The organism is Lewinella sp. 4G2, from assembly GCF_001625015.1.
Classification (GTDB): domain Bacteria; phylum Bacteroidota; class Bacteroidia; order Chitinophagales; family Saprospiraceae; genus Neolewinella.
In genome coordinates, this window is record NZ_LVWJ02000011.1 from 2,501 (window position 1) to 20,753 (window position 18,253).

Genomic DNA, 18,253 nt, shown 5'->3' on the forward strand with positions numbered 1-18,253 from the left:
CTAAATTCTTTTCCCAAGTCAACGGCAGCTAGGCTGTCGTGGATAATTGGGCTCATTTCATTGCAAATCCGGGAGGCGTTCCTCCCTTGCGGGCTGCAAAGATACGTAGCTCGCTTTCACCTGTGCAAGCTATTCCAAGCTTTGATTTGATGTTTTTTTCGCCTCATTTTCTAAGTCATTGAAGACGACCCATTTGCAGTTTAAGATCTGCCCGTTCCGCGGGTGTTAATCCTTTCCTTGCCCCTTCTCCCCTCCCCTGGCACCTGCGGCAGCGGCTTATTGAGTGGCGAGTTTCAAGTGGCGAGTTTCGAGTAGCGAGTTTCGAGTAGCGAGTTTCGAGTAGCGAGTTTCAAGTGGCGAGTGGCGAGTGGTAGCGCTCTAAAATCTATCTTCTAGCTTCTAAAGTCCGGCGTCCTATATATAAGGTCTCATTGCCCACAAAAAAGCCCGGCCCACCTAAACGGCAGACCGGGCGAAAATCAAAGCTTTCCGTAGAAAGCCTGAGCTGATTTAACCTTCTTGAGATTCTTGAGATGCGGAGCAAGAAGGGATCAACATTCCTATGAGATTTTAGACGGAAGCGGGCTTTACGGTCTTTACGATCCGTGCAGCTACCTTGTAGGGGTCCGCAGCAGAGTTCGGGCGGCGATCTTCCAACCAGCCCTTCCAGCCACGGTCAACCGTAGCGATGGGGATCCGGATGGAGGCACCACGGTCGGAGATACCGTAGCTGAACTCGTGGATGCTCTGCGTTTCGTGGAGACCGGTAAGGCGGAGGTGGTTATCGTGGCCGTAGACCTCGATATGTTCCTTCGTAACGGGGCGGAAAGCTTCACACACCTTCTCGTAGTCTTCCTTCTTACCGCTGTTGCGGAGGAAAGAGTTAGAGAAGTTGGCGTGCATGCCGGAACCGTTCCAGTCGCCTGCAACCGGCTTACACTCGTAGTTGATGGCGATACCGTACTGCTCGGCTACGCGCTCGAGGAGGAAGCGGCCCAACCAGATCTGGTCACCGGCTTCTTTAGCACCCTTCGCGAACGTTTGAAATTCCCACTGTCCGGGAGCCACCTCGCAGTTAATACCTTCAACCGTCAAACCGGCGTCGAGGCAGGCGTCGAGGTGTTCCTCCACGATCTCGCGACCGAATGCATTGTTGGCGCCTACGGAACAGTAGTACTGTCCCTGGGGAGCGGGGTCGGAGCCGTCAGCGGGGAAGCCGAGGGGCTTGTTCGTTTCTGGGTCCCACAGGAAGTACTCCTGCTCGAAGCCGAACCAGAAGTCCTGGTCCTCATCGTCGATCGTAGCACGGCCGTTGGATTCGTGTGGAGTGCCATCAGCGTTCAGAACTTCGGTCATTACGATGAAGCCATTCTTACGCTGGGGGTCTTTGATGATAGCAACCGGCTTAAGAAGACAGTCAGAGCTGCCACCTTCCGCTTGCTGGGTAGAGGAACCGTCGAAGGACCACATGGGGCAGTCCTCGAGTTTACCGCTGAAGTCAGCGATGATCTGCGTTTTGCAGCGCAGAGACTGCATGGGCTTGTTACCGTCAAGCCATACGTACTGTAGCTTATGCTTAGTAGCCATGGAAAAAGTTGTTTTGATTGGTTAAATCAGATTATTAAAAAGTGGCGCTGCCGCAGGTGCCGGGGAAGTGGGGAGAGCCCACCTAGCCGAGCAAGAAAGCCTGCGGCAGGCCAGTGTTGTTAATTAGAAAGAGTAGAAAGCACCTACGACAAAGTAGAGGGCGCTGGTGTCATCCGCATCAATGGGTTGGTTACCCACGTTGCTGAAACCAAACCCATTGCTACCCGTGTCGTAACGGAATTCCGGAACGATAGTCAGATCACCAATGGTGATGGCGCTGTTAGCCGTCAGGGCAATCACGCTGGGTTGGTCAGTATCATCGCCTTCTGCGGCAGTAGCACCGAAGTACTCACCACGGAGGCTGAAAGCCAGGTTTTCCTTGGCGGTGTAAGTAGCGTAAAGGGCGGTACCGAAGAAACCGTTACCGTCTGCGTCGCCGTCTACGGAAGAGCTGTAGTTGCTAGCGTTAACACCGAGCATGAAGGATTCGCTTACTTCGTAAGTTGCCGTAAGGTCGATTTGAAATTCATTGGTGTCATCGTCGTCTTCGTCGGTGCTGCCTTCAGATTCCTTACCGGCAAGCGCGCTGAGGTAACCGGCAAAACCGCCAGACTCAAAGCTGAGCTGTGCACCGTAGTGCTTACCCCCAACTACGTCGAGTTTGGAGTCCGTGTCGTTGAAGACACCAACCATTGCGCCGAATCCTTCCGCGATGGCGAAGTCAGCCTTCACACCGGTGTGGTAGAAGGGACCGTTGCTAAAGAGGTAGGACATGGTGTAGTTGGCGTTACCGGGCACATCGATTACCTCATAACCGATGAAGGTACCGAAGTTACCGAGGGTGATCGTCACGGCATCAGATGGTGAGTAAGCAACGTACAACTGCTGGACGGTGCTGGCAAAATTGCCGGTCAGGGCGCCACCGAAGTTGCTGTCACCATTAGCTTCTACGGCACGGGGACCGAAGCCCAGTTGGCCGACAAAGCTGACGTCGCCCATTGTCTTTTCTGCGAGCAGATTGACGTTACCGATACCGAAAGTGTTAGTGGCGCTGGAAAACGAAGTGGGCAGCAACAGGGCATCCTCATTAGCACCCGCGCTATTGATCAGGCTGGAGCTGTAGTAAGCATCCACGTAACCGGTAAGACTAAAGCTGGGCTCTTCCTCGGTCTTCTCCACCTCTTCGGTGGGAGGATCCGTGGGTAGTGGGTCAGTTGATTGAGGGCCCGTAACCTGGGCGAAGAGCGGCGTGCAGAAAAGCGTTCCGGCCGCAAGAGTGAGTGTAGTAAAAAGTTTCATTGTTAGTCTTCTGAAGTTCTGAGGGGAAATGGGAGTATATAATAGGTCGTTGTCCTCAGGCTGGGTGGCTAGCTCGTCACTAGTCTCCCAGCCTGAGTCAACGAGTTGGTTTAGCCTTCGGTAAGTTGGAATACACCGTCTTTCTTACCGTCCGTGTAAGCGTGCATATCGTGCTCGCCTACGTCGAGGCCTTTAATTTCTTCTTCCTCATCCACGCGAATGCCAAGGGTAACCTTGAGTGCACCCATGATGCCAAAGGCAGCAACGAAGGAGAAGGCGCCAATGGCGGCAACACCGATGAGTTGAGTTACGAAACTGTGCTCAGGGTTAGTAGAGAAAATACCTACTGCAAGCGTACCCCAGATACCACACACACCATGTACGGAAGTGGCACCTACGGGGTCGTCCAACTTGAGCGTACGGTCGAAGAATACGATGCTCAGTGGGATGATGATACCAGCGATGAGGCCGATAATGATGGCGGAAGAACCCGTCACTACGTCAGCACCAGCAGTGATACCAACAAGGCCACCGAGGATACCATTCATCACCATGGAGAGGTCGTAAGACTTGAACATGATGTACGCCGTAAAGAAGGCAGCGATACCACCGGCAGCAGCGGCCAGGGAAGTGGTTACGAATACGAGGGAAACACCGTTAGGGTCAGCGCTCAGTACGGAACCGCCGTTAAAGCCGTACCAACCGAACCACAGGAGGAAAACACCGATGGTAGCGAGTGGCATGGAATGGCCGGGGATAGCCGTAATCCGGCCGTCGCTTTTGTACTTACCCTTACGTGCACCCAACAGAATGATGGCGGCCAAAGCGGCAAAGCCACCGGCAGCGTGTACGACCGTAGATCCAGCAAAGTCGTAGAAGCCCATGGCATCCAACCAGCCAGCGCCCCACTTCCAACTACCCGTGATGGGGTAACAGATCGCTACGAAGATGGTAGCAAAAAGGAGGAAAGGAACGAGTTTGATCCGTTCGGCAACGGCACCGGATACAATCGTGGCACACGTAGCGGCGAACATACCCTGGAAGATAAAGTCGGTATAACCGGTCATAGCCATTGCGTCACCGGCATCCGCCTGTACTTGCTGGGCGGCGTAGTCGGCAGAAGCTCCGGCATCCCAGTCCATGGGGCTGAAGCCGCCGAGGATGTCACCGATCAACCAGCCGTCCCCGGGGTACATCAGGTTGTAACCTACCAGGTAGTAAGTCAGCAGACCGATGGAAAGGATCATGCAGTTCTTGAAGAGAATATTGACCACATTTTTCTTTTGCACGAAACCGGCTTCCAGACACGCAAAGCCGAGGTGCATGATGAATACGAAGCAAGTCGCTACGAGTATCCACAGGTTATTAATGAAAAAAGCTTCCATAGCAGAATTGAGGTTTATGGGAGATCGCCCTCCCAAGTAGAAGTGTAGTGAAAGAATCGTCCCAGGCCCCCCAATCAGCAGGGGGGATAGGACTTCTGAACTAATCTGGCTAAAAGTGGTGAATGGCTGAAGGGTGGCCCAGCGGTAAACAGTGAAAGAAGTGCTGAAGGCCAGTGATGGTCGAGCGGTTAAATCAACCAGTGTAAAGGTGAGTTGCAGTAGTATTTGCTGGAGGCATTCCTCGAGTAGCCTGCTTTAAATGGCGCTCTCGTCCCGCTCTCCGGTACGAATGCGGACGATGCCTTCCACGTCGTAAATGATGATCTTGCCGTCGCCTACTTTACCGGTCTTGCCGGCCGCCTGGATGGCACCAACAATGTCGTTGACCTTGGCCGCGGGGGCGAGGATATCCAGTTGGAGGCGGGCGATGTAGTCGGCGTCGTACACACTACCGCGGTAGGTGAGTTGCTCGCCGCGTTGGAGGCCGAAGCCTTTTACCTCCGTCAGGGTAAAGAAGTTGACGTCGATGGCCGCAAGGGCGTCCCGTACGGACTCAAAACGGGAAAGGCGAATAATAGCTTCAATTTTCTTCATGCGAAGTGGCTACTTATTGCTCCGAAGGTTGGTGGTTAATCAGCTCGGAAGGGTTAAGAACTAAAAATTGGGCGGTGCTATCTGGAGGGCTGCTCAGCGAGTGTCGTCACCCCCGCTTTGTTGATCACAAAAGTGAACAAGGATTTGGACCCAGTTTAGCTAAGGTGTTTGTACTTTTGTTATGATCACAATGGCTACTTTTTCCACAAACCATTGTTAATCAATTTCTTACAAATTATTAATCGCGCATGCCCAAGCAGATTAAAGATCAACTTTGGCGGCTCATTAAAAGCCTGAACAAGTCCGAGAAACGGAACTTCAAGCTCTACGCAAACCGCCTGGGGGCGGCTTCGGAACGGAAATTCGTCTCCTTGTTCAAGGCCATGGATCGGGCAGCGAGCGAGGATGATGGCGCCATCCGGGAGAAGCTACAACTGAGCGCGGCCGGCTACTCCAACCTCAAGCGCCACCTTTACCAGGAAGTGCTCACCAGCCTCCGTTTGATCCACATCACCAAGGAGGTGGACATTGAACTACGGGAACAGATCGACTTCAGCCGCATCCTCTACGGTAAGGGACTGTACCTCGACGCTCTACGCGTCCTCGAGCGGGCCAAGCACCGGGCCATCGACCACAATCAGGATTTACTCCACCTCGAGATCGTAGAATTTCAGAAGCTGATCGAAGCCCGCCACGTTACGCTTAGCCGTCAGATCGTCAACAAGATGGACCTGTTGCTGAACGAGTCCGCCATGAAGAGTTACTCCATCCTCAATACGAGCGAGTTGCTCAACATGAATATCCAGGTTCACGGCCGGTACATCGAACGGGGGCACGTTCGGTCCGAAGAAGAGCGGGAGGAAAACGACCGGTTCTGGTCCGAGATCCAAACGGTGCGGATTGACCGTGAGACCGTCACGAGTACCTTCCACCAGAAGATCAACCGCTTCCAGGCGGCGATGTGGTACCACTACATCGAGTTGAACTTTGCCGAGAGCCAGCAAGCCGCCGAGAACGCCTCTACCCTCTTCACCATCAGCCGGCAGATGACGGTGAAGGACCCCGACCTGTACGTGCGCTGCCTCTACTACGTCACGGTGTTCGCCTACCTCAACGAGGAACCAAAAACCATGCGGCGTTACCGATCTCGGCTGGGGGCTTTCATGGACGATGAGAAGATCCGCTTCAACGAAAACTCCCGCCGCATCGGGGCCGTGTACCGCAAACTCAGCCGGTACAATGAATTATTCCTGCTGAAAGACTACGCCGCGGCCTACGATTTCAGCCGGCGCATCGCGGAAGACTACGCCAGTGGGGCCTTCAAACCGGCCCGCCACCGTTGGGGGCTCTTCCTGTACAAATCCGCCGCAGCGGCGTTCCTACTCGGTAAATACGATGATGCCATCGATGATTTAAACGAGGTCATTAACATGAAGACGGGCATCCACCGGCAGGATCTGATGATCAACACGCGGCTCCTCCACGCGCTCTGCAATTATGAGTTGGGTCACCATTCGCTGGTCGCCTACCACCTCACCAGCCTCAGTCGGCTCTTACGCAAGAGTCGGGAGGCGGCGGAGGTCCACCGCGCTACCGTCCTTACGTTGCAGCGGCTCATCAGTCTTCCGGTTGCGGAGCGCGGGCCCCAGTATTTACGCCTGTCCCAGGAAGTCGACCGGCTGAAGAGCGACCCATTTGAGGCCAAGGCACTGATGTATCTTGACGTTACCCATTGGTTAGCCGGCTACACCCATTTCACCGCACCTGCGGCAGCGCCCAGTTCCTTCAAGTAGCTTGGACGAAGCAGTTCAAGGTGGCGCTGCCGCGGGTGCCCAGCCATTGGAATTGCAGTAATTGGCAGCTGACGGACAGGACAACTACCGGGGTGCAAATACCTGCTTAACGGGAAAGGACCTACCTTAGTCATGAATTTGTAAACTACTTCGACCGCATTGCACTGCGGTACTTTAAACCAACATCATGAAACGACTACTACCGATACTGGCCGTGATGGCCGGGCTCCTCCTCACTATTTTATTCTCCGCAAGTTCCGGTGGTGCCGCCGCTGGTAATGGACGTGGTTACACCGGCGCGCCCAGTTCGGGTGGAGGTACGGAAAGCCTGTGTACCCAATGCCACGGAGGGGGCAATTTTGGCGAACCGGGCGTAGCCGTCTTGATCTCCGAAACTGATGGAGGAGATAATGTAGCAGCGTACAAGCCCGGTGAGACTTACTTCGTAACCGTTGACATCTCCGCACTTAACTCACCGGCCGCTTACGGATTTCAGTCTCTCTTCCTGGCTGACGATGGCACCATGATTCGCCCACCGGCGGGCACGCTGCAGAATCCGACGAACGGGACCAGAATCTCTGCCGCGCGCGGCAGAGACTACGCCGAACAAAGTGCCCGCAGCGCCACGGGCTCCTTCTCCTTCGAATGGGTAGCACCCGAAGCGGGAACTGGCGAGGTGACGATGTACACCGTCGGTAATGCCGTTAATTCCAACTTCGGAACCAGTGGCGACAGTCCATCCACCGCGCCCACAATCGTAACCCTTTCGGAGGACCGATCCCTACCCGTCGACCTCGTGTCCTTCACCGCAACGGCCGAAAAAGGCACCCCTACCCTACGCTGGGAAGCCGAGAACGAAGAAGCCTTCTCCCACTACTCCGTAGAAAGGAACACCGGATTGGAGTGGACAACCATTGCCCGCGTGGACGGCAACGGTGCGGAGCATTATTCCTTTTCCGACGTGGCCGCACCAGTTGGCGAAAATACCTACCGCCTAAAAATGGAAGACCTGGACGGAACTTATGCCTACAGCCCGGTACGGAGTCTTCTTTTGGAGGAAGGAGGCATCAGTATATACCCCAATCCTACGCAGGACTTCATCAAGGTACCGCAACGAGCAACCTTATCCGGACAGGGGCGAATTATTTCCGCTGACGGTAAGGTCATCCGAGCCGTAAGTACTGTGGAGGCCATCGACGTGCGGGACCTTGCCCCCGGCGTGTATTACCTTTCCGTAGAATTGGCGGGCAACCCTTCCGTACAACGCTTCATCAAGCGGTAAGGAAGATTTCCCTATTCACTCACCTAGCGATACCACAATATGAATAAGAATATTTACACCTATCTGCTCCTGGCCGGTGGCCTATTGGCCTGCGTGACTTTTCTCGGAAACTCCCGCGGGGCGGCATCCGCCGGCAACTATTACACCGGAGCACCCAGCGCCGCCGGTGGAACGGAAGGCACCTGTAGCACCTGCCACCGCTCGGGTAGCTTCGGCGAACCCAGCCTGGAACTGCTATTTGCCGATGCCGGTAGCGATGATTTTGCCGCACTGACCGCCTACGAACCAGGAAAAGAATACCAGGTGAAGTTAGCCGTCGGATACATGAGCGACGCTCCGGCTGGTTACGGCTTTCAGACACAGATCCTGACGAGTGGGGCGAACCCCACCACCGCCGGAACTCTGACGGCGTCAGGACCGGTTAGAATCAGCAACGGACCCAACGGATCCGGCCGCCGTTACGCGGAGCAGAGCCAAATTTCGAACGATAGTAGCTTCGTCTTTAGCTGGACGGCCCCCGACGCGGGCACCGGTGCAGTGGACATCTACTCTGTCGGCAACCTCGTCAACCGCGCGCAGGGAATGGGTGGCGATAATGGAAGTTCCAGCCCTCTGATTACCGCTTTGGCGGAAGGGCAACCTTCCGGGGTAAATAATCTCGTACGTTTATCCGGCGCCCTATTCCCAAATCCACTACGGCCGGGCCAGGCTGCTACCCTGCGGGTGGACGTGCTGCGGAGCGGAGACTACCAACTGCAAGTGACGGACCTTGCTGGCCGCATCCTAACCCGCAGCGACCAATACCTGGCTACGGGTAGCCAAACGCTGAATCTCAACGTTGCTTCACTCGTGCCGGGTGTTTACGTGGTATCTCTTCAAAGTGGAGCGGATGCCTTCGTGCAACGCTTGGTGGTAGAGTGATCCGATAGTTTAACTGGTACTTAACCAAGAAAGCCGCCTCTTCCGTAGAAGGGGCGGCTTTGTCATTTCGTTGGCGGGCAACATCAAATACTATTGGCGTGGTTTTAATCCCAAACGTAGGGAAACGATGTGGCTAAAGGTGCTGCGTCCGTCGTCCTCCCCCAAATCGGTATAGGCGTAATCCACGTTGAGCTGGCCAACCTTGAGACCAAGGCCGAGTGACGGGCGGGAGTTGATGCGCTCTTCCAAATCAAAATCCTGGATTCTTTGCAGTTGGGATACACCGGCGCGGATGAAGATGAAGTCGCCGTAATCTGCCTCCAAGCCGAAGGCGGGGTCCAGGCTGATGGGGTCCTCAGCGATGAGGGTATTCCGTTCTCCGTCGGTGGTCGCGATGAGGTCGAGTTCGGCGGTTAGGTTTATATCCTTCGTGATATTGAACTTCCGGGCGGCCGCGAGGATGAAGGTAGGGTTGGTCGTCTCCACGCTTTCAATCACGATGTCGTTACCCGTTGCGGTGAGGGTGGTTCTTTCCTCTTCGGTGAAGTTGAGGGACCAGGTGTTGAAGGTGGAGGTAATGTCCTTTCCCAGCAAGGCGAAGGTCCAGTTACCCCGGTCGAGCTGCGCGCCGAGGTCGAGCCCGAACCCCCAGCTGGTAGCAAATTCCCCAATAGTGCGATGGATGACCTTTACGTTACCGCCGACTCGTAGATCGCCCGCAGCCTTGGGGAAGGTGCGTGCGTAGGTGCCCAGGAAAGCGTAGTCCGCAGCCGAAAACTCCGTGATGTTATCAAAGTTGATGGTGCCGTCCGCCTCGTAGAGGGAGAGGGTGTTTGGGATGTTATCGATCCCAAAGCGGATGAGGCTTAGCCCCAGCCGTTGGTTGCCACTGGCTAATGGCAAGGTGAAACCCAGGTAATCGTAGTTCCCTACGCCACCGAACCATTCGGCGTGCATGGCCCCGATCTCGAGGCCCGCATCCGGATCAATCCCCGCCAGCCCTGCGGGGTTCCAGGCGGTTGCGTAGACATCTTGCTGGCTGGCTACAACGGCCGTTCCCATGCCGTGAGCGCGGGCGCCGACGCCAATCGTCAGGAATTCGTTACTGTACTTCTGGGCGGTTGCGGTAGCCGTCAGCGCAAAAATGCAGATCAGGGCGAGTAGGTGCCGGTGTGGTTTGGGGGACATAGGACAAAGGTAAAAGGAAGCAACGACGTAGCGCGAGGAATCGGTGTGCGCCCGTAGGATATGTGATACCTTTAGCTTCGGAAACGTTGGCGAAAGCTGCTGCTCCGTCGTTGCCACTACACTTTACCCCTCCATGTCCACCCCTGCCGTTCAACTCCGCCAAGCCAGCATCCACCAGGGTGACCGGGAAGTGCTGGGTGACGTCAACCTGGAAATGGCACCGGGAGAATTCGTTTACCTCGTTGGTAAGACCGGGGCGGGTAAATCCAGCCTACTCAAAACCCTGTACGGGGCCCTGCCACTTAAAGGTGGGGAGGGTACGGTGGCCGGCACTGACCTTCGCAAGCTGAAGCGGCGCCAGCTCCCCAAACTACGCCGACAGTTGGGCATCATCTTTCAGGATCTCAACCTCTTGACGGACCGGACGGTCGACGACAATCTCCACTTTGTCCTCCGGGCCACCGGGATGCGCAAGCAAAAGGAACGGGACTCCCGCATTGCCGAAGTACTCCACGCCGTCGGTCTCCCCGCAGTGGGTGGGCAGCGACCCTTTACTTTAAGCGGCGGGGAACAGCAGCGGATCGCCGTTGCCCGGGCTCTACTGAACCAACCCAAACTGATCATCGCCGATGAGATCACCGGCAACCTCGACCCCGAGACCAGCCTGGAAATGCTTAATCTGATGCGCGAGCTGGCCCGCCAGCAATCCACGGCCATCCTTTTTGCTACTCACGACGATCGCTTGCGGGAAAGCTACCAGGCCCGGACACTCCACTGTGTTGACGGCAAGGTTATTAACGACTAAACTCTCTCGACACCACCGTGCACGCACCAAACAAGATCTACGTTACCCTGAGCCTGGGCCTCTCCCTTTTCCTGCTGGGAATCGTGGCCTTCTGGGCCTGGCAAGCGCACGACCTAACGCAGCGCTTGCGCCAACAGATGCAAATGGTGGTGGAGTTGGAGCCCGACTACCAGGAGTTCCAACTCAAAGGGCTGCTGACCTCCTTAACGACGGCACCCTACGCCAGCCTCGAAAGCCCTCCCCGCTTTGAGTCTAAAGATGTGGGCATTCGTGAATTGGACCCAGAACTGGCTAAAGACCTCGGTGATTTGGGTATCAATAACCCCTTGCTGGACATTGTCGCCTTCACCGTTCCTTTGGAGTACTTGCAGGAGGACAGCCTCCGCGCTATCGTCGCAGAAGTACAACTCCTTCCTGGTGTTTTGGCCGTGCACTACCCTTCCGGCTTGGCGGAGGAGTTGGCAGATAATGCGCGGAAGGTTACCCTGGGTTTACTCGCACTGGCGGTCCTATTTCTCCTGATCACTGCCCTGCTGATTCACAATACTGTACGGCTGAGTCTCTCCGCGAACCGCTTACTCATCAAAACGCAGGAATTAGTGGGGGCGAGTTGGGGCTTCATCAGCCGGCCTTACCTCTGGCGTGGATTGTGGCAGGGGGCAGTCGCTGGCCTGCTCGCCGCCGGTGGACTCGTCGCTACCTGGTTTGGAATTGACGGCTTACTTCCGGAATTAGGCTTGACACGTAACGTAGAACCCATCGCCATCGTCGCTGCGGCGCTGGTAGCGTTGGGGATGCTCATCAGTTTCCTTAGTTATTATGTCGGCGTACGGCGTTACCTTCGCCTCCCGATTGATGAATTGTACTGACTCGACTCATTGAGGTTGCCTCAGTAACGTGGCATCATTGGAGCGTGAGCACCTACTTTAACCTAAAGTAACCCGGCTCCCCGCTACTGCTCCTTATCATTGCCTACCTAAACCGCCCCCCTACCATGGCTAAAGGAAGAAAGAAAGATAAAAAGGTCAAGATCGCCGCTGAATCCACGCGCATTGCCTCCCCGAAAGTGGCCGTCCCCAAAGTTAAATTTGAGGAGCCCAAGCGTACGGTAGCCCAACCAGCCCGTGCCCTCACCTTTGGCCCAGAAACCTACAAGTGGATGGGCATCGGGTTTGGCCTCGTCGTCCTCGGTCTGATCCTGATGGCCGGCAGCCGGGGGGATAACTTCAGTGAATTCGACATTAACGACATCTACAGCCCGGTAAAGACCACCCTTGCCCCCGCCATCATTCTCGCTGGTCTTGGAGTGACGATCTACGCTATTCTTAAGAAGTAACGTTGGAAGAACTTTTGCGCGCCCTCGTCCTGGGCATTGTACAGGGCTTGACGGAATTTCTACCCGTTAGCAGCAGTGGGCACCTGGAACTGGCCAAGTGGATCATGGGCGACGATAGCCTCGCCGCCGAGAGCATGCTGATGACCGTCACCCTCCACGCGGCGACCGCGCTGGCAACGGTGGTCGTCTTCAGAAAGGACATCCTCGACATTCTACGGGACCTATTCCAATTCAAGTGGAATGAGGGTACCAAGTACGCCCTGCTCATCATCCTCAGTATGATCCCCGCCGCCATCGTTGGGGTGCTGTTCGACGAAGCCCTGGAGGCGCTGTTCAATCGGCAAATTGCCCTCGTTGCGGGGATGCTCCTGCTCACTGGTGTTCTCCTTTTCCTGGCGGACCGGGCGAAGGATACGGAGAAGTCCGTCGGCTGGTCCGATGCCGCCATCATTGGCATTGCGCAAGCCATCGCTATCCTCCCGGGTATTAGCCGATCGGGCGCAACCATCTCTACTAGCGTGCTTTTGGGAGTAGACCGTTCCAAATCCGCTCGGTTTAGCTTTCTGATGGTTGTTCCCTTGATCTTGGGAAAGATGGCCAAGGACCTGCTGGACGGAGAATATGCCGGCACGGTCAACATCACTGCTCTCGGCATCGGTTTCGTAGCGGCTTTCTTCACCGGCATCGCCGCCTGCGTCTGGATGATCAAACTCGTCAAAAAAGCGGAACTCAAGTGGTTCGCGTACTATTGTTTCGGGGTAGCCGCGTTGGTGTTTGCGGTACTCCTCATCCGGTAACTGCCCAACCAAATTTGTTGATAAAAGCAAAGCGGCGAGCTCCCAATGGGTACTCGCCGCTTTGCTTTTGGTACTCTACTAATTACCGTATATCAATCCGCGGATTGGTTGCTCAGTGGTTGTTTTGGATCCTTCGCCGCTTCCTGGGCGTAGGTATTCAACTTCACCTGCTTGGCCGCGGACTTACCCGGCCTGATCTTCATGTTCAGGAACTCTACCAAGAGGGAGAAAGCAATCGCGAAGTAGAGGTAGCCCTTCGGGATAGTCCCGATCTCACTACCAAATACTTCCAAGTGCCCCAGGTGAGCGCCCTCGGTGATGAGCATAAACCCAATCAGGATCAGGAAACTCAGGCCCAACATCTGAATGGTCGGGTTGCGGTTCACGAAGTTGCCTACGGGTACGGCAAAGAGCATCATTATGAGCACGGAAACGACTACGGCAATGATCATGATGATCAGGGCGCCCGTTACACCGTTCGTCATCCCCACCGCGGTAAGAATGGAATCAAAGGAGAAGACAATATTGATGAGGGTAATTTGAAATATTACGGACCCCAGTGAGGCGCCTCCTTTCCCTCCCGGATCACCGTCAGTATGTTCATCGCCCTCGAGTTTATGGTGGATCTCGGAGGTGGATTTATAGAGCAGGAAAATGCCTCCCGCGATCAGGATCAGGGCCTGTCCACCGAAGCCGCCCTTCGCCCAACCCCAGTCGAAGTGGAACCAGGCTTCCTCCATAGAGATCAACCACGACACCCCGAAGAGTAAGGCGATACGCATGACCATGGCGAGAATCAGGCCGATATTGGTGGCCTTTTTCTGCTCTTCTTCATCTTTCAACTTACCCGAGGCGATGGAAATGAAGATAATATTATCAATCCCCAGTACGATCTCGAGGAAGGTCAGAGTGAGCAGGGATAACCAAACGGCACCGCTGCCGAAATCAGGAATAGTAAACATGCGTGCTGGGTAAGTACAAAAGGCCGGAAAACCCGGCGCCTGACAAAACTACGCATCTTGTTCTATGTTTGTTCCCCTCAACTGACCCACTCATGTCCGAAACAAAATTCCGCCGTCTCAAATTGGACGAACTCAACGACGTTCGTGACCAATTCGTCAAGTTCCTGGCCGTGAACGGTATTGACGCTAATAGTTGGCAGACCATCAAAGTGGAGGACCCGCAACGGGCGGATGGCCTGATCCTGCAGTTTTCCCAAATCGTCTTTTCCGGAGTGATCGAAAGGGTGAAGTACCTCGTCCACCGCAAACCTAACGATCTGCGGACCTACAAAACGGACGAGGACAAGATCTACATGCGCGGCATCCTGCTGGACGGAGTGACAACCGTTGACTTTACGCGCGACGAGTATTCGCCCAAAGAGATGTTTGAGCGTTTGCAGGCGGATCAGGTTAAAGCTAAGCTGTATTCCGCCGAGCGTGCCTACCTACCCATCGGCCGCGATCAGGACATTTTTCACCTCCTCGAACAAGGCGCTCTCATCGATGAAGGGGAACTTTTCCGCACGCTGGAAGAAATTTAGGTAGTACAATCGTTTGTCCTTTTTACGGCGCTGCCGCGGGTGCAATGGAATGGGGAAAACACTGTACTTTACCCTTCTTTATTCCCCATTACCCTGCACCTGCGGCAGCGCCCAACTGGTGGCGGAAGATATGGGAAGACCATTAATCTAGACGACATGCGCTTTTTACTCTTCCTGGCCCTCCCCTTCCTCGCTGCTTTGGATGGATGCGGCGACAAAGGAGCCACCCCTGCAGCCACTGCCAGCAGCGGATCGGGCACCAACTTTACGGAAAAACCCGCCGACGACGCTATCTACCGGGACGCCTCGGAATCGACTAAATCCAGAATCGCGGACCTCATTAGTCGGATGACCGTAGAGGAAAAAGTAGCCCAGGTGACCGCCGTGTGGGCCGATAAGAAGCGGATGTATCAAAACGGTTACGACTTCAACCCGGACAGCGCCAGTGTGATCATGCCCCACGGCATAGGCCACGTAACCCGCCCGAGCGAACTTTCCGGGCCACCCGATACGGGGCGCACGGCCGTCAATGAAGTGGCCTACGTCAACGCTATTCAGAAGTGGATGGTGGAAGAAACGCGCCTGGGCATCCCCGCCCTCATGCACGAGGAAAGCCTCCACGGGCTAGCCGCACTGGACGCCACGAGCTGGGGCCAACCCATCAGCGTAGCCGCCAGCTTTAACCGGGAACTGACGCGTGAACTCTACGCCACCGCCGGGCGCCAGGCCGCCAGCCGCGGTGCCCACGTCGTCCTCACACCGGTAGTGGACGTTGCCCGGGACCCGCGTTGGGGCCGCGTGGAAGAAACGCTCGGTGAAGACCCCTACCTCGCCGCACAAATTGGATTGCAGGCCGTACTGGGCTTCCAGGGAGACGATAAAAAGTGGGACGAAGGCGAAATCTTTGCCACCCTTAAGCACATGGCCGGCCACGGAGAACCGGAAGGTGGTACCAACATTGGCCCCGCTAACATTTCGGAGCGGACGCTGCGCGAAGTGTTTCTCTACCCCTTCCGTTACATCGTGCGCGAAGGCAACGTGCGCAACATCATGGCCAGCTACAACGAAGTGAACGGCCTACCCAGCCACGCCAATAGCTGGATGCTGAACGACGTCCTGCGCGGCGAATGGGGCTACCAGGGCGCCGTGGTCTCCGACTACTTTGCCGTTCGCGAACTGGCCGACCGCCACGCCGTGGCCGCCGACTGGAAGGAAGCCGCCGTGCGCGCCATCTCCTCCGGGGTGGACATTGAGCTACCGGACCGCGAAGCCTTCCCCTTCCTCGTAGAAGCCGTCAACGACGGTACCCTGGACGTGGAGATCCTGAACACCGCCGTAGGCCGCATCCTCAAGCAAAAGTTTGACCGCGGGCTCTTCGAGAATCCCTACACCGACCCCGCCAAAGTGATCAATAACACCGAGGTGGATAACGCCCTTGTACGCCGCGCCGGCGCGGAGAGTATGATCCTGCTGAAAAACAACGGTGTGCTGCCACTAGATAAGGAAAGCGTTGGCCGCGTTGCGATCGTTGGGCCAAATGCGGACCGTGTTCTCCTCGGTGGATACTCCGACATGCCCGACCACTTCGTGACCGTTAAAATGGGCCTCGAGAACGCACTCGGGGAGGGTGACGTCATCTACTCCGAAGGTGCCCGCGTGACGGAACCAGGAAGTTGGTACCGTGACCCCGTGGTGGCCATCAACGAAAGCGAAGACCGGCTCCGCATCCGCGCGGCCGTACGCGCTAGCCGTAGTGCCGACGTCATCGTCGTGGCCGTCGGCGGCAACGAACTGACCAGCCGCGAAGCTTGGGCCGAAGGCCACTGGGGTGACCGCCCCACCCTCGAGCTCGTTGGGTTGCAGAACGAACTGATCGACGAACTGGCGAAGACCGGTAAACCCGTAATCGGGCTAGTCTTTGGTGGCCGCCCCCTCAACATCAGTAACCTGACGGAGAAAGCCGACGCCGTCTTCCAGTGCTTCTACCTCGGCCAGGAGACCGGCAATAGCGTTGCGGATGTACTCTTTGGCGACAAGGATCCTGGCGGCCGTTTGCCGATCTCCATGCCCCGCTCCGTTGGCCACATTCCGGCCTACTACAACTACAAGCCAACGGCACGCCGCGGTTACCTCTTCGATGACGTGACTGCCGCCTGGTCCTTCGGTTACGGACTGAGCTACACGACTTGGGACGTGAGCCCCCCTACCCTTTTGGCTGCTTCTGCTGCCATTGATGAAAACGTCACGGTATCCGTTACCGTTAAGAATACCGGGGAGCGAGAAGGCTCGCAGGTGGTGCAACTGTACGTTCGGGATAAGGTGAGCCAAGTCACCCGGCCGGTAAAGGAGCTCAAAGGGTTCCAGAAAGTCTACCTCGCGCCGGGTGCCAGTGAAACGGTCACCTTTAACCTCGACCGCGAAGCCTTGGAATACCTCGGCCCGAACATGGAATGGATCACCGAGCCGGGAGAATTCGATGTCATGGTAGGTACGAGTAGCCTGGATGCAGACCTGAAAAAAGTCACGTTCACACTGACGGGGAACGCTCGGTAGGTTGTACAAGTCAGAGTGCTGCTAACTTCCCAGATCGACGGACTGGTGCTGCTTCGGCGTGTCTTTACCGGCGTAGAGCCACTCCGAGAAAATGCTATCCATCATTGGCGTAACCACGTAGGCCAGCAGTGGCACCAAAATCAAAGTTTCCACGGCGAGCTTTAGGGCCAATGGTTTTAACCCCAGCCATTTGGTGGAGTAGCTAATTACGAGGATGGTGGGGAATAGCCCTAACCACTTTACGATGAGTAGTTTCCATTTGGTTGGTGGGGTGCCTTTTGCCGGGTCAGCCATTTTATAGTTTTAAAATAGAGCAGCTCGCGTCCGCAAAAGTTTGGGATGAAGTATCACCGTAGTATTCTCGTATAGATCTGAGAATCTTGAAGAACACTGCAAGCCAATGATTACACGACGGTTTTCCTCCAACAGCGCTTGGACGTTTCTTTTGCACTGTCGCCAGCTGACCAAGACTAGTTAGTCTATACACACGTGTTCTAACTGTAAAGCGCCGACTCCCCAGTTTGGGCAGTCGGCGCTTTACAGATTTGAAACAGTTCGGGATATCACTCAACCACAATCAGCTCACCAATAAAGGCACCGGTAGCTGTTTGGCCATTGCCATAGGTTACCGCGATGGCAACGGTACGGTTGTTACCCGTAGTACTCACCGTGATGGTACCTCCTTCAATGGCACCACCCTCATCTGAGAATATATCGTCGACCGGAGTATTGACGAGAACACCTCCACCGAACTGGAATGCATCAATATCATCAATATCGTCTTCCGCGGAGTAGGTGTACACACCGTCGGTCAGCGAGGAGGTATTGTCCGATTTCATGACCAGAAAAATACCGTTAGTGGACGTACCCTCGAATTCACCGTCGACTACGGTGATGCCACCGTCCGTCAAGAAGACGTACTTAGTGCTGTCGGGCTGATCCAGTTCGAAAAGGTTTTGGAAGTAGTATCCCTGCGTCAAATCGACGTTGGTACCATCTAGGGAGATTACGTTCTGTTCTGCCGGTCCGTCGGGACTGTCATCATCATCGCAGGCTGCGAAAGTGAAGAGGAAGGCCAGGAGGCATAGTAGGTTAAGAAATTTCATAAGAATAGGGTGTCTCGGGGTGTGAATTGCTTAGAGTTACTTGGCAACCCAACGTAAATGAAGA

General features: G+C 55.5%; 17 protein-coding genes. 9 read left to right on the forward strand and 8 right to left on the reverse strand.

Annotation, left to right across the window (positions count from 1 at the left end):
- Window positions 1-570: 570 nt before the first annotated feature.
- From A3850_RS00050 to A3850_RS00065, 4 genes are all read right to left on the reverse strand, one after another.
- Window positions 571-1,587 (reverse strand): glutamine synthetase beta-grasp domain-containing protein, encoded by a 1,017-nt coding sequence (locus A3850_RS00050; RefSeq protein WP_068212562.1) that lies wholly within the window; start codon window positions 1,585-1,587, stop codon window positions 571-573.
- Between the two features lie 123 nt (window positions 1,588-1,710).
- Complete coding sequence (locus A3850_RS00055) at window positions 1,711-2,886, reverse strand: outer membrane beta-barrel protein (protein WP_068212565.1); 1,176 nt, start codon at window positions 2,884-2,886, stop codon at window positions 1,711-1,713.
- A gap of 110 nt (window positions 2,887-2,996) precedes the next feature.
- Window positions 2,997-4,271, reverse strand: coding sequence for an ammonium transporter (locus A3850_RS00060; RefSeq protein WP_068212566.1), 1,275 nt, complete (start codon window positions 4,269-4,271; stop codon window positions 2,997-2,999).
- Between the two features lie 255 nt (window positions 4,272-4,526).
- The gene (locus A3850_RS00065; RefSeq protein WP_068212568.1) at window positions 4,527-4,865 is read right to left on the reverse strand and encodes a P-II family nitrogen regulator; all 339 of its coding nucleotides are present in this window, start codon (window positions 4,863-4,865) and stop codon (window positions 4,527-4,529) included.
- A 248-nt stretch (window positions 4,866-5,113) separates the two neighbouring features.
- On the opposite strand from A3850_RS00065, the gene A3850_RS00070 reads away from it, so the two are divergent.
- The 3 genes from A3850_RS00070 (at window position 5,114) to A3850_RS00080 (ending at window position 8,861) form a co-directional block, all read left to right on the forward strand.
- Window positions 5,114-6,658 carry a hypothetical protein gene (locus A3850_RS00070; protein WP_068212570.1) on the forward strand — a complete coding sequence of 515 codons (1,545 nt, stop codon included), beginning with the start codon at window positions 5,114-5,116 and terminating at the stop codon, window positions 6,656-6,658.
- 187 nt (window positions 6,659-6,845) lie between these two features.
- Window positions 6,846-7,940: a choice-of-anchor V domain-containing protein gene (locus tag A3850_RS00075; protein ID WP_068212573.1), complete on the forward strand. Its 1,095-nt coding sequence runs from the start codon at window positions 6,846-6,848 to the stop codon at window positions 7,938-7,940.
- Window positions 7,941-7,979: 39 nt separating this feature from the next.
- Window positions 7,980-8,861, forward strand: coding sequence for a choice-of-anchor V domain-containing protein (locus A3850_RS00080; protein WP_068212576.1), 882 nt, complete (start codon window positions 7,980-7,982; stop codon window positions 8,859-8,861).
- 90 nt (window positions 8,862-8,951) lie between these two features.
- On the opposite strand, the gene A3850_RS00085 is transcribed toward A3850_RS00080, so the two are convergent.
- Window positions 8,952-10,049, reverse strand: a complete 1,098-nt coding sequence (locus tag A3850_RS00085) for a PorV/PorQ family protein (RefSeq protein ID WP_068212579.1) — start codon at window positions 10,047-10,049, stop codon at window positions 8,952-8,954.
- 133 nt (window positions 10,050-10,182) lie between these two features.
- On the opposite strand from A3850_RS00085, the gene A3850_RS00090 reads away from it, so the two are divergent.
- The 4 genes from A3850_RS00090 to A3850_RS00105 all read left to right on the forward strand — a co-directional run bounded on the left by A3850_RS00090 (window position 10,183) and on the right by A3850_RS00105 (window position 12,987).
- Entirely contained in the window at window positions 10,183-10,854 is a 672-nt protein-coding gene (locus A3850_RS00090) for a cell division ATP-binding protein FtsE (RefSeq protein WP_068212582.1), read from the forward strand.
- A gap of 17 nt (window positions 10,855-10,871) precedes the next feature.
- Window positions 10,872-11,723, forward strand: a complete 852-nt coding sequence (locus tag A3850_RS00095) for an ABC transporter permease (protein ID WP_068212584.1) — start codon at window positions 10,872-10,874, stop codon at window positions 11,721-11,723.
- 125 nt (window positions 11,724-11,848) lie between these two features.
- Window positions 11,849-12,190: a DUF3098 domain-containing protein gene (locus tag A3850_RS00100; protein ID WP_068212586.1), complete on the forward strand. Its 342-nt coding sequence runs from the start codon at window positions 11,849-11,851 to the stop codon at window positions 12,188-12,190.
- A 2-nt stretch (window positions 12,191-12,192) separates the two neighbouring features.
- Complete coding sequence (locus A3850_RS00105; RefSeq protein WP_068212588.1) at window positions 12,193-12,987, forward strand: undecaprenyl-diphosphate phosphatase; 795 nt, start codon at window positions 12,193-12,195, stop codon at window positions 12,985-12,987.
- A 92-nt stretch (window positions 12,988-13,079) separates the two neighbouring features.
- On the opposite strand, the gene A3850_RS00110 is transcribed toward A3850_RS00105, so the two are convergent.
- The gene (locus tag A3850_RS00110; RefSeq protein WP_068212590.1) at window positions 13,080-13,949 is read right to left on the reverse strand and encodes a TerC family protein; all 870 of its coding nucleotides are present in this window, start codon (window positions 13,947-13,949) and stop codon (window positions 13,080-13,082) included.
- A 92-nt stretch (window positions 13,950-14,041) separates the two neighbouring features.
- Here A3850_RS00110 and A3850_RS00115 point away from each other — a divergent pair, with 92 nt between their 5' ends.
- Together A3850_RS00115 and A3850_RS00120 are read left to right on the forward strand one after the other, a co-directional pair.
- Complete coding sequence (locus A3850_RS00115) at window positions 14,042-14,530, forward strand: DUF6495 family protein (RefSeq protein ID WP_068212592.1); 489 nt, start codon at window positions 14,042-14,044, stop codon at window positions 14,528-14,530.
- 156 nt (window positions 14,531-14,686) lie between these two features.
- On the forward strand, window positions 14,687-17,083 hold the full coding sequence (locus A3850_RS00120; RefSeq protein WP_082921530.1) for a glycoside hydrolase family 3 N-terminal domain-containing protein: 2,397 nt from the start codon (window positions 14,687-14,689) through the stop codon (window positions 17,081-17,083).
- 21 nt (window positions 17,084-17,104) lie between these two features.
- Here the strand turns inward: A3850_RS00120 and A3850_RS00125 are convergent, their stop codons facing one another.
- Window positions 17,105-17,377: a hypothetical protein gene (locus A3850_RS00125; RefSeq protein ID WP_068212593.1), complete on the reverse strand. Its 273-nt coding sequence runs from the start codon at window positions 17,375-17,377 to the stop codon at window positions 17,105-17,107.
- Window positions 17,378-17,646: 269 nt separating this feature from the next.
- Window positions 17,647-18,189: a hypothetical protein gene (locus tag A3850_RS00130; RefSeq protein ID WP_068212595.1), complete on the reverse strand. Its 543-nt coding sequence runs from the start codon at window positions 18,187-18,189 to the stop codon at window positions 17,647-17,649.
- Window positions 18,190-18,253: the final 64 nt, after the last annotated feature.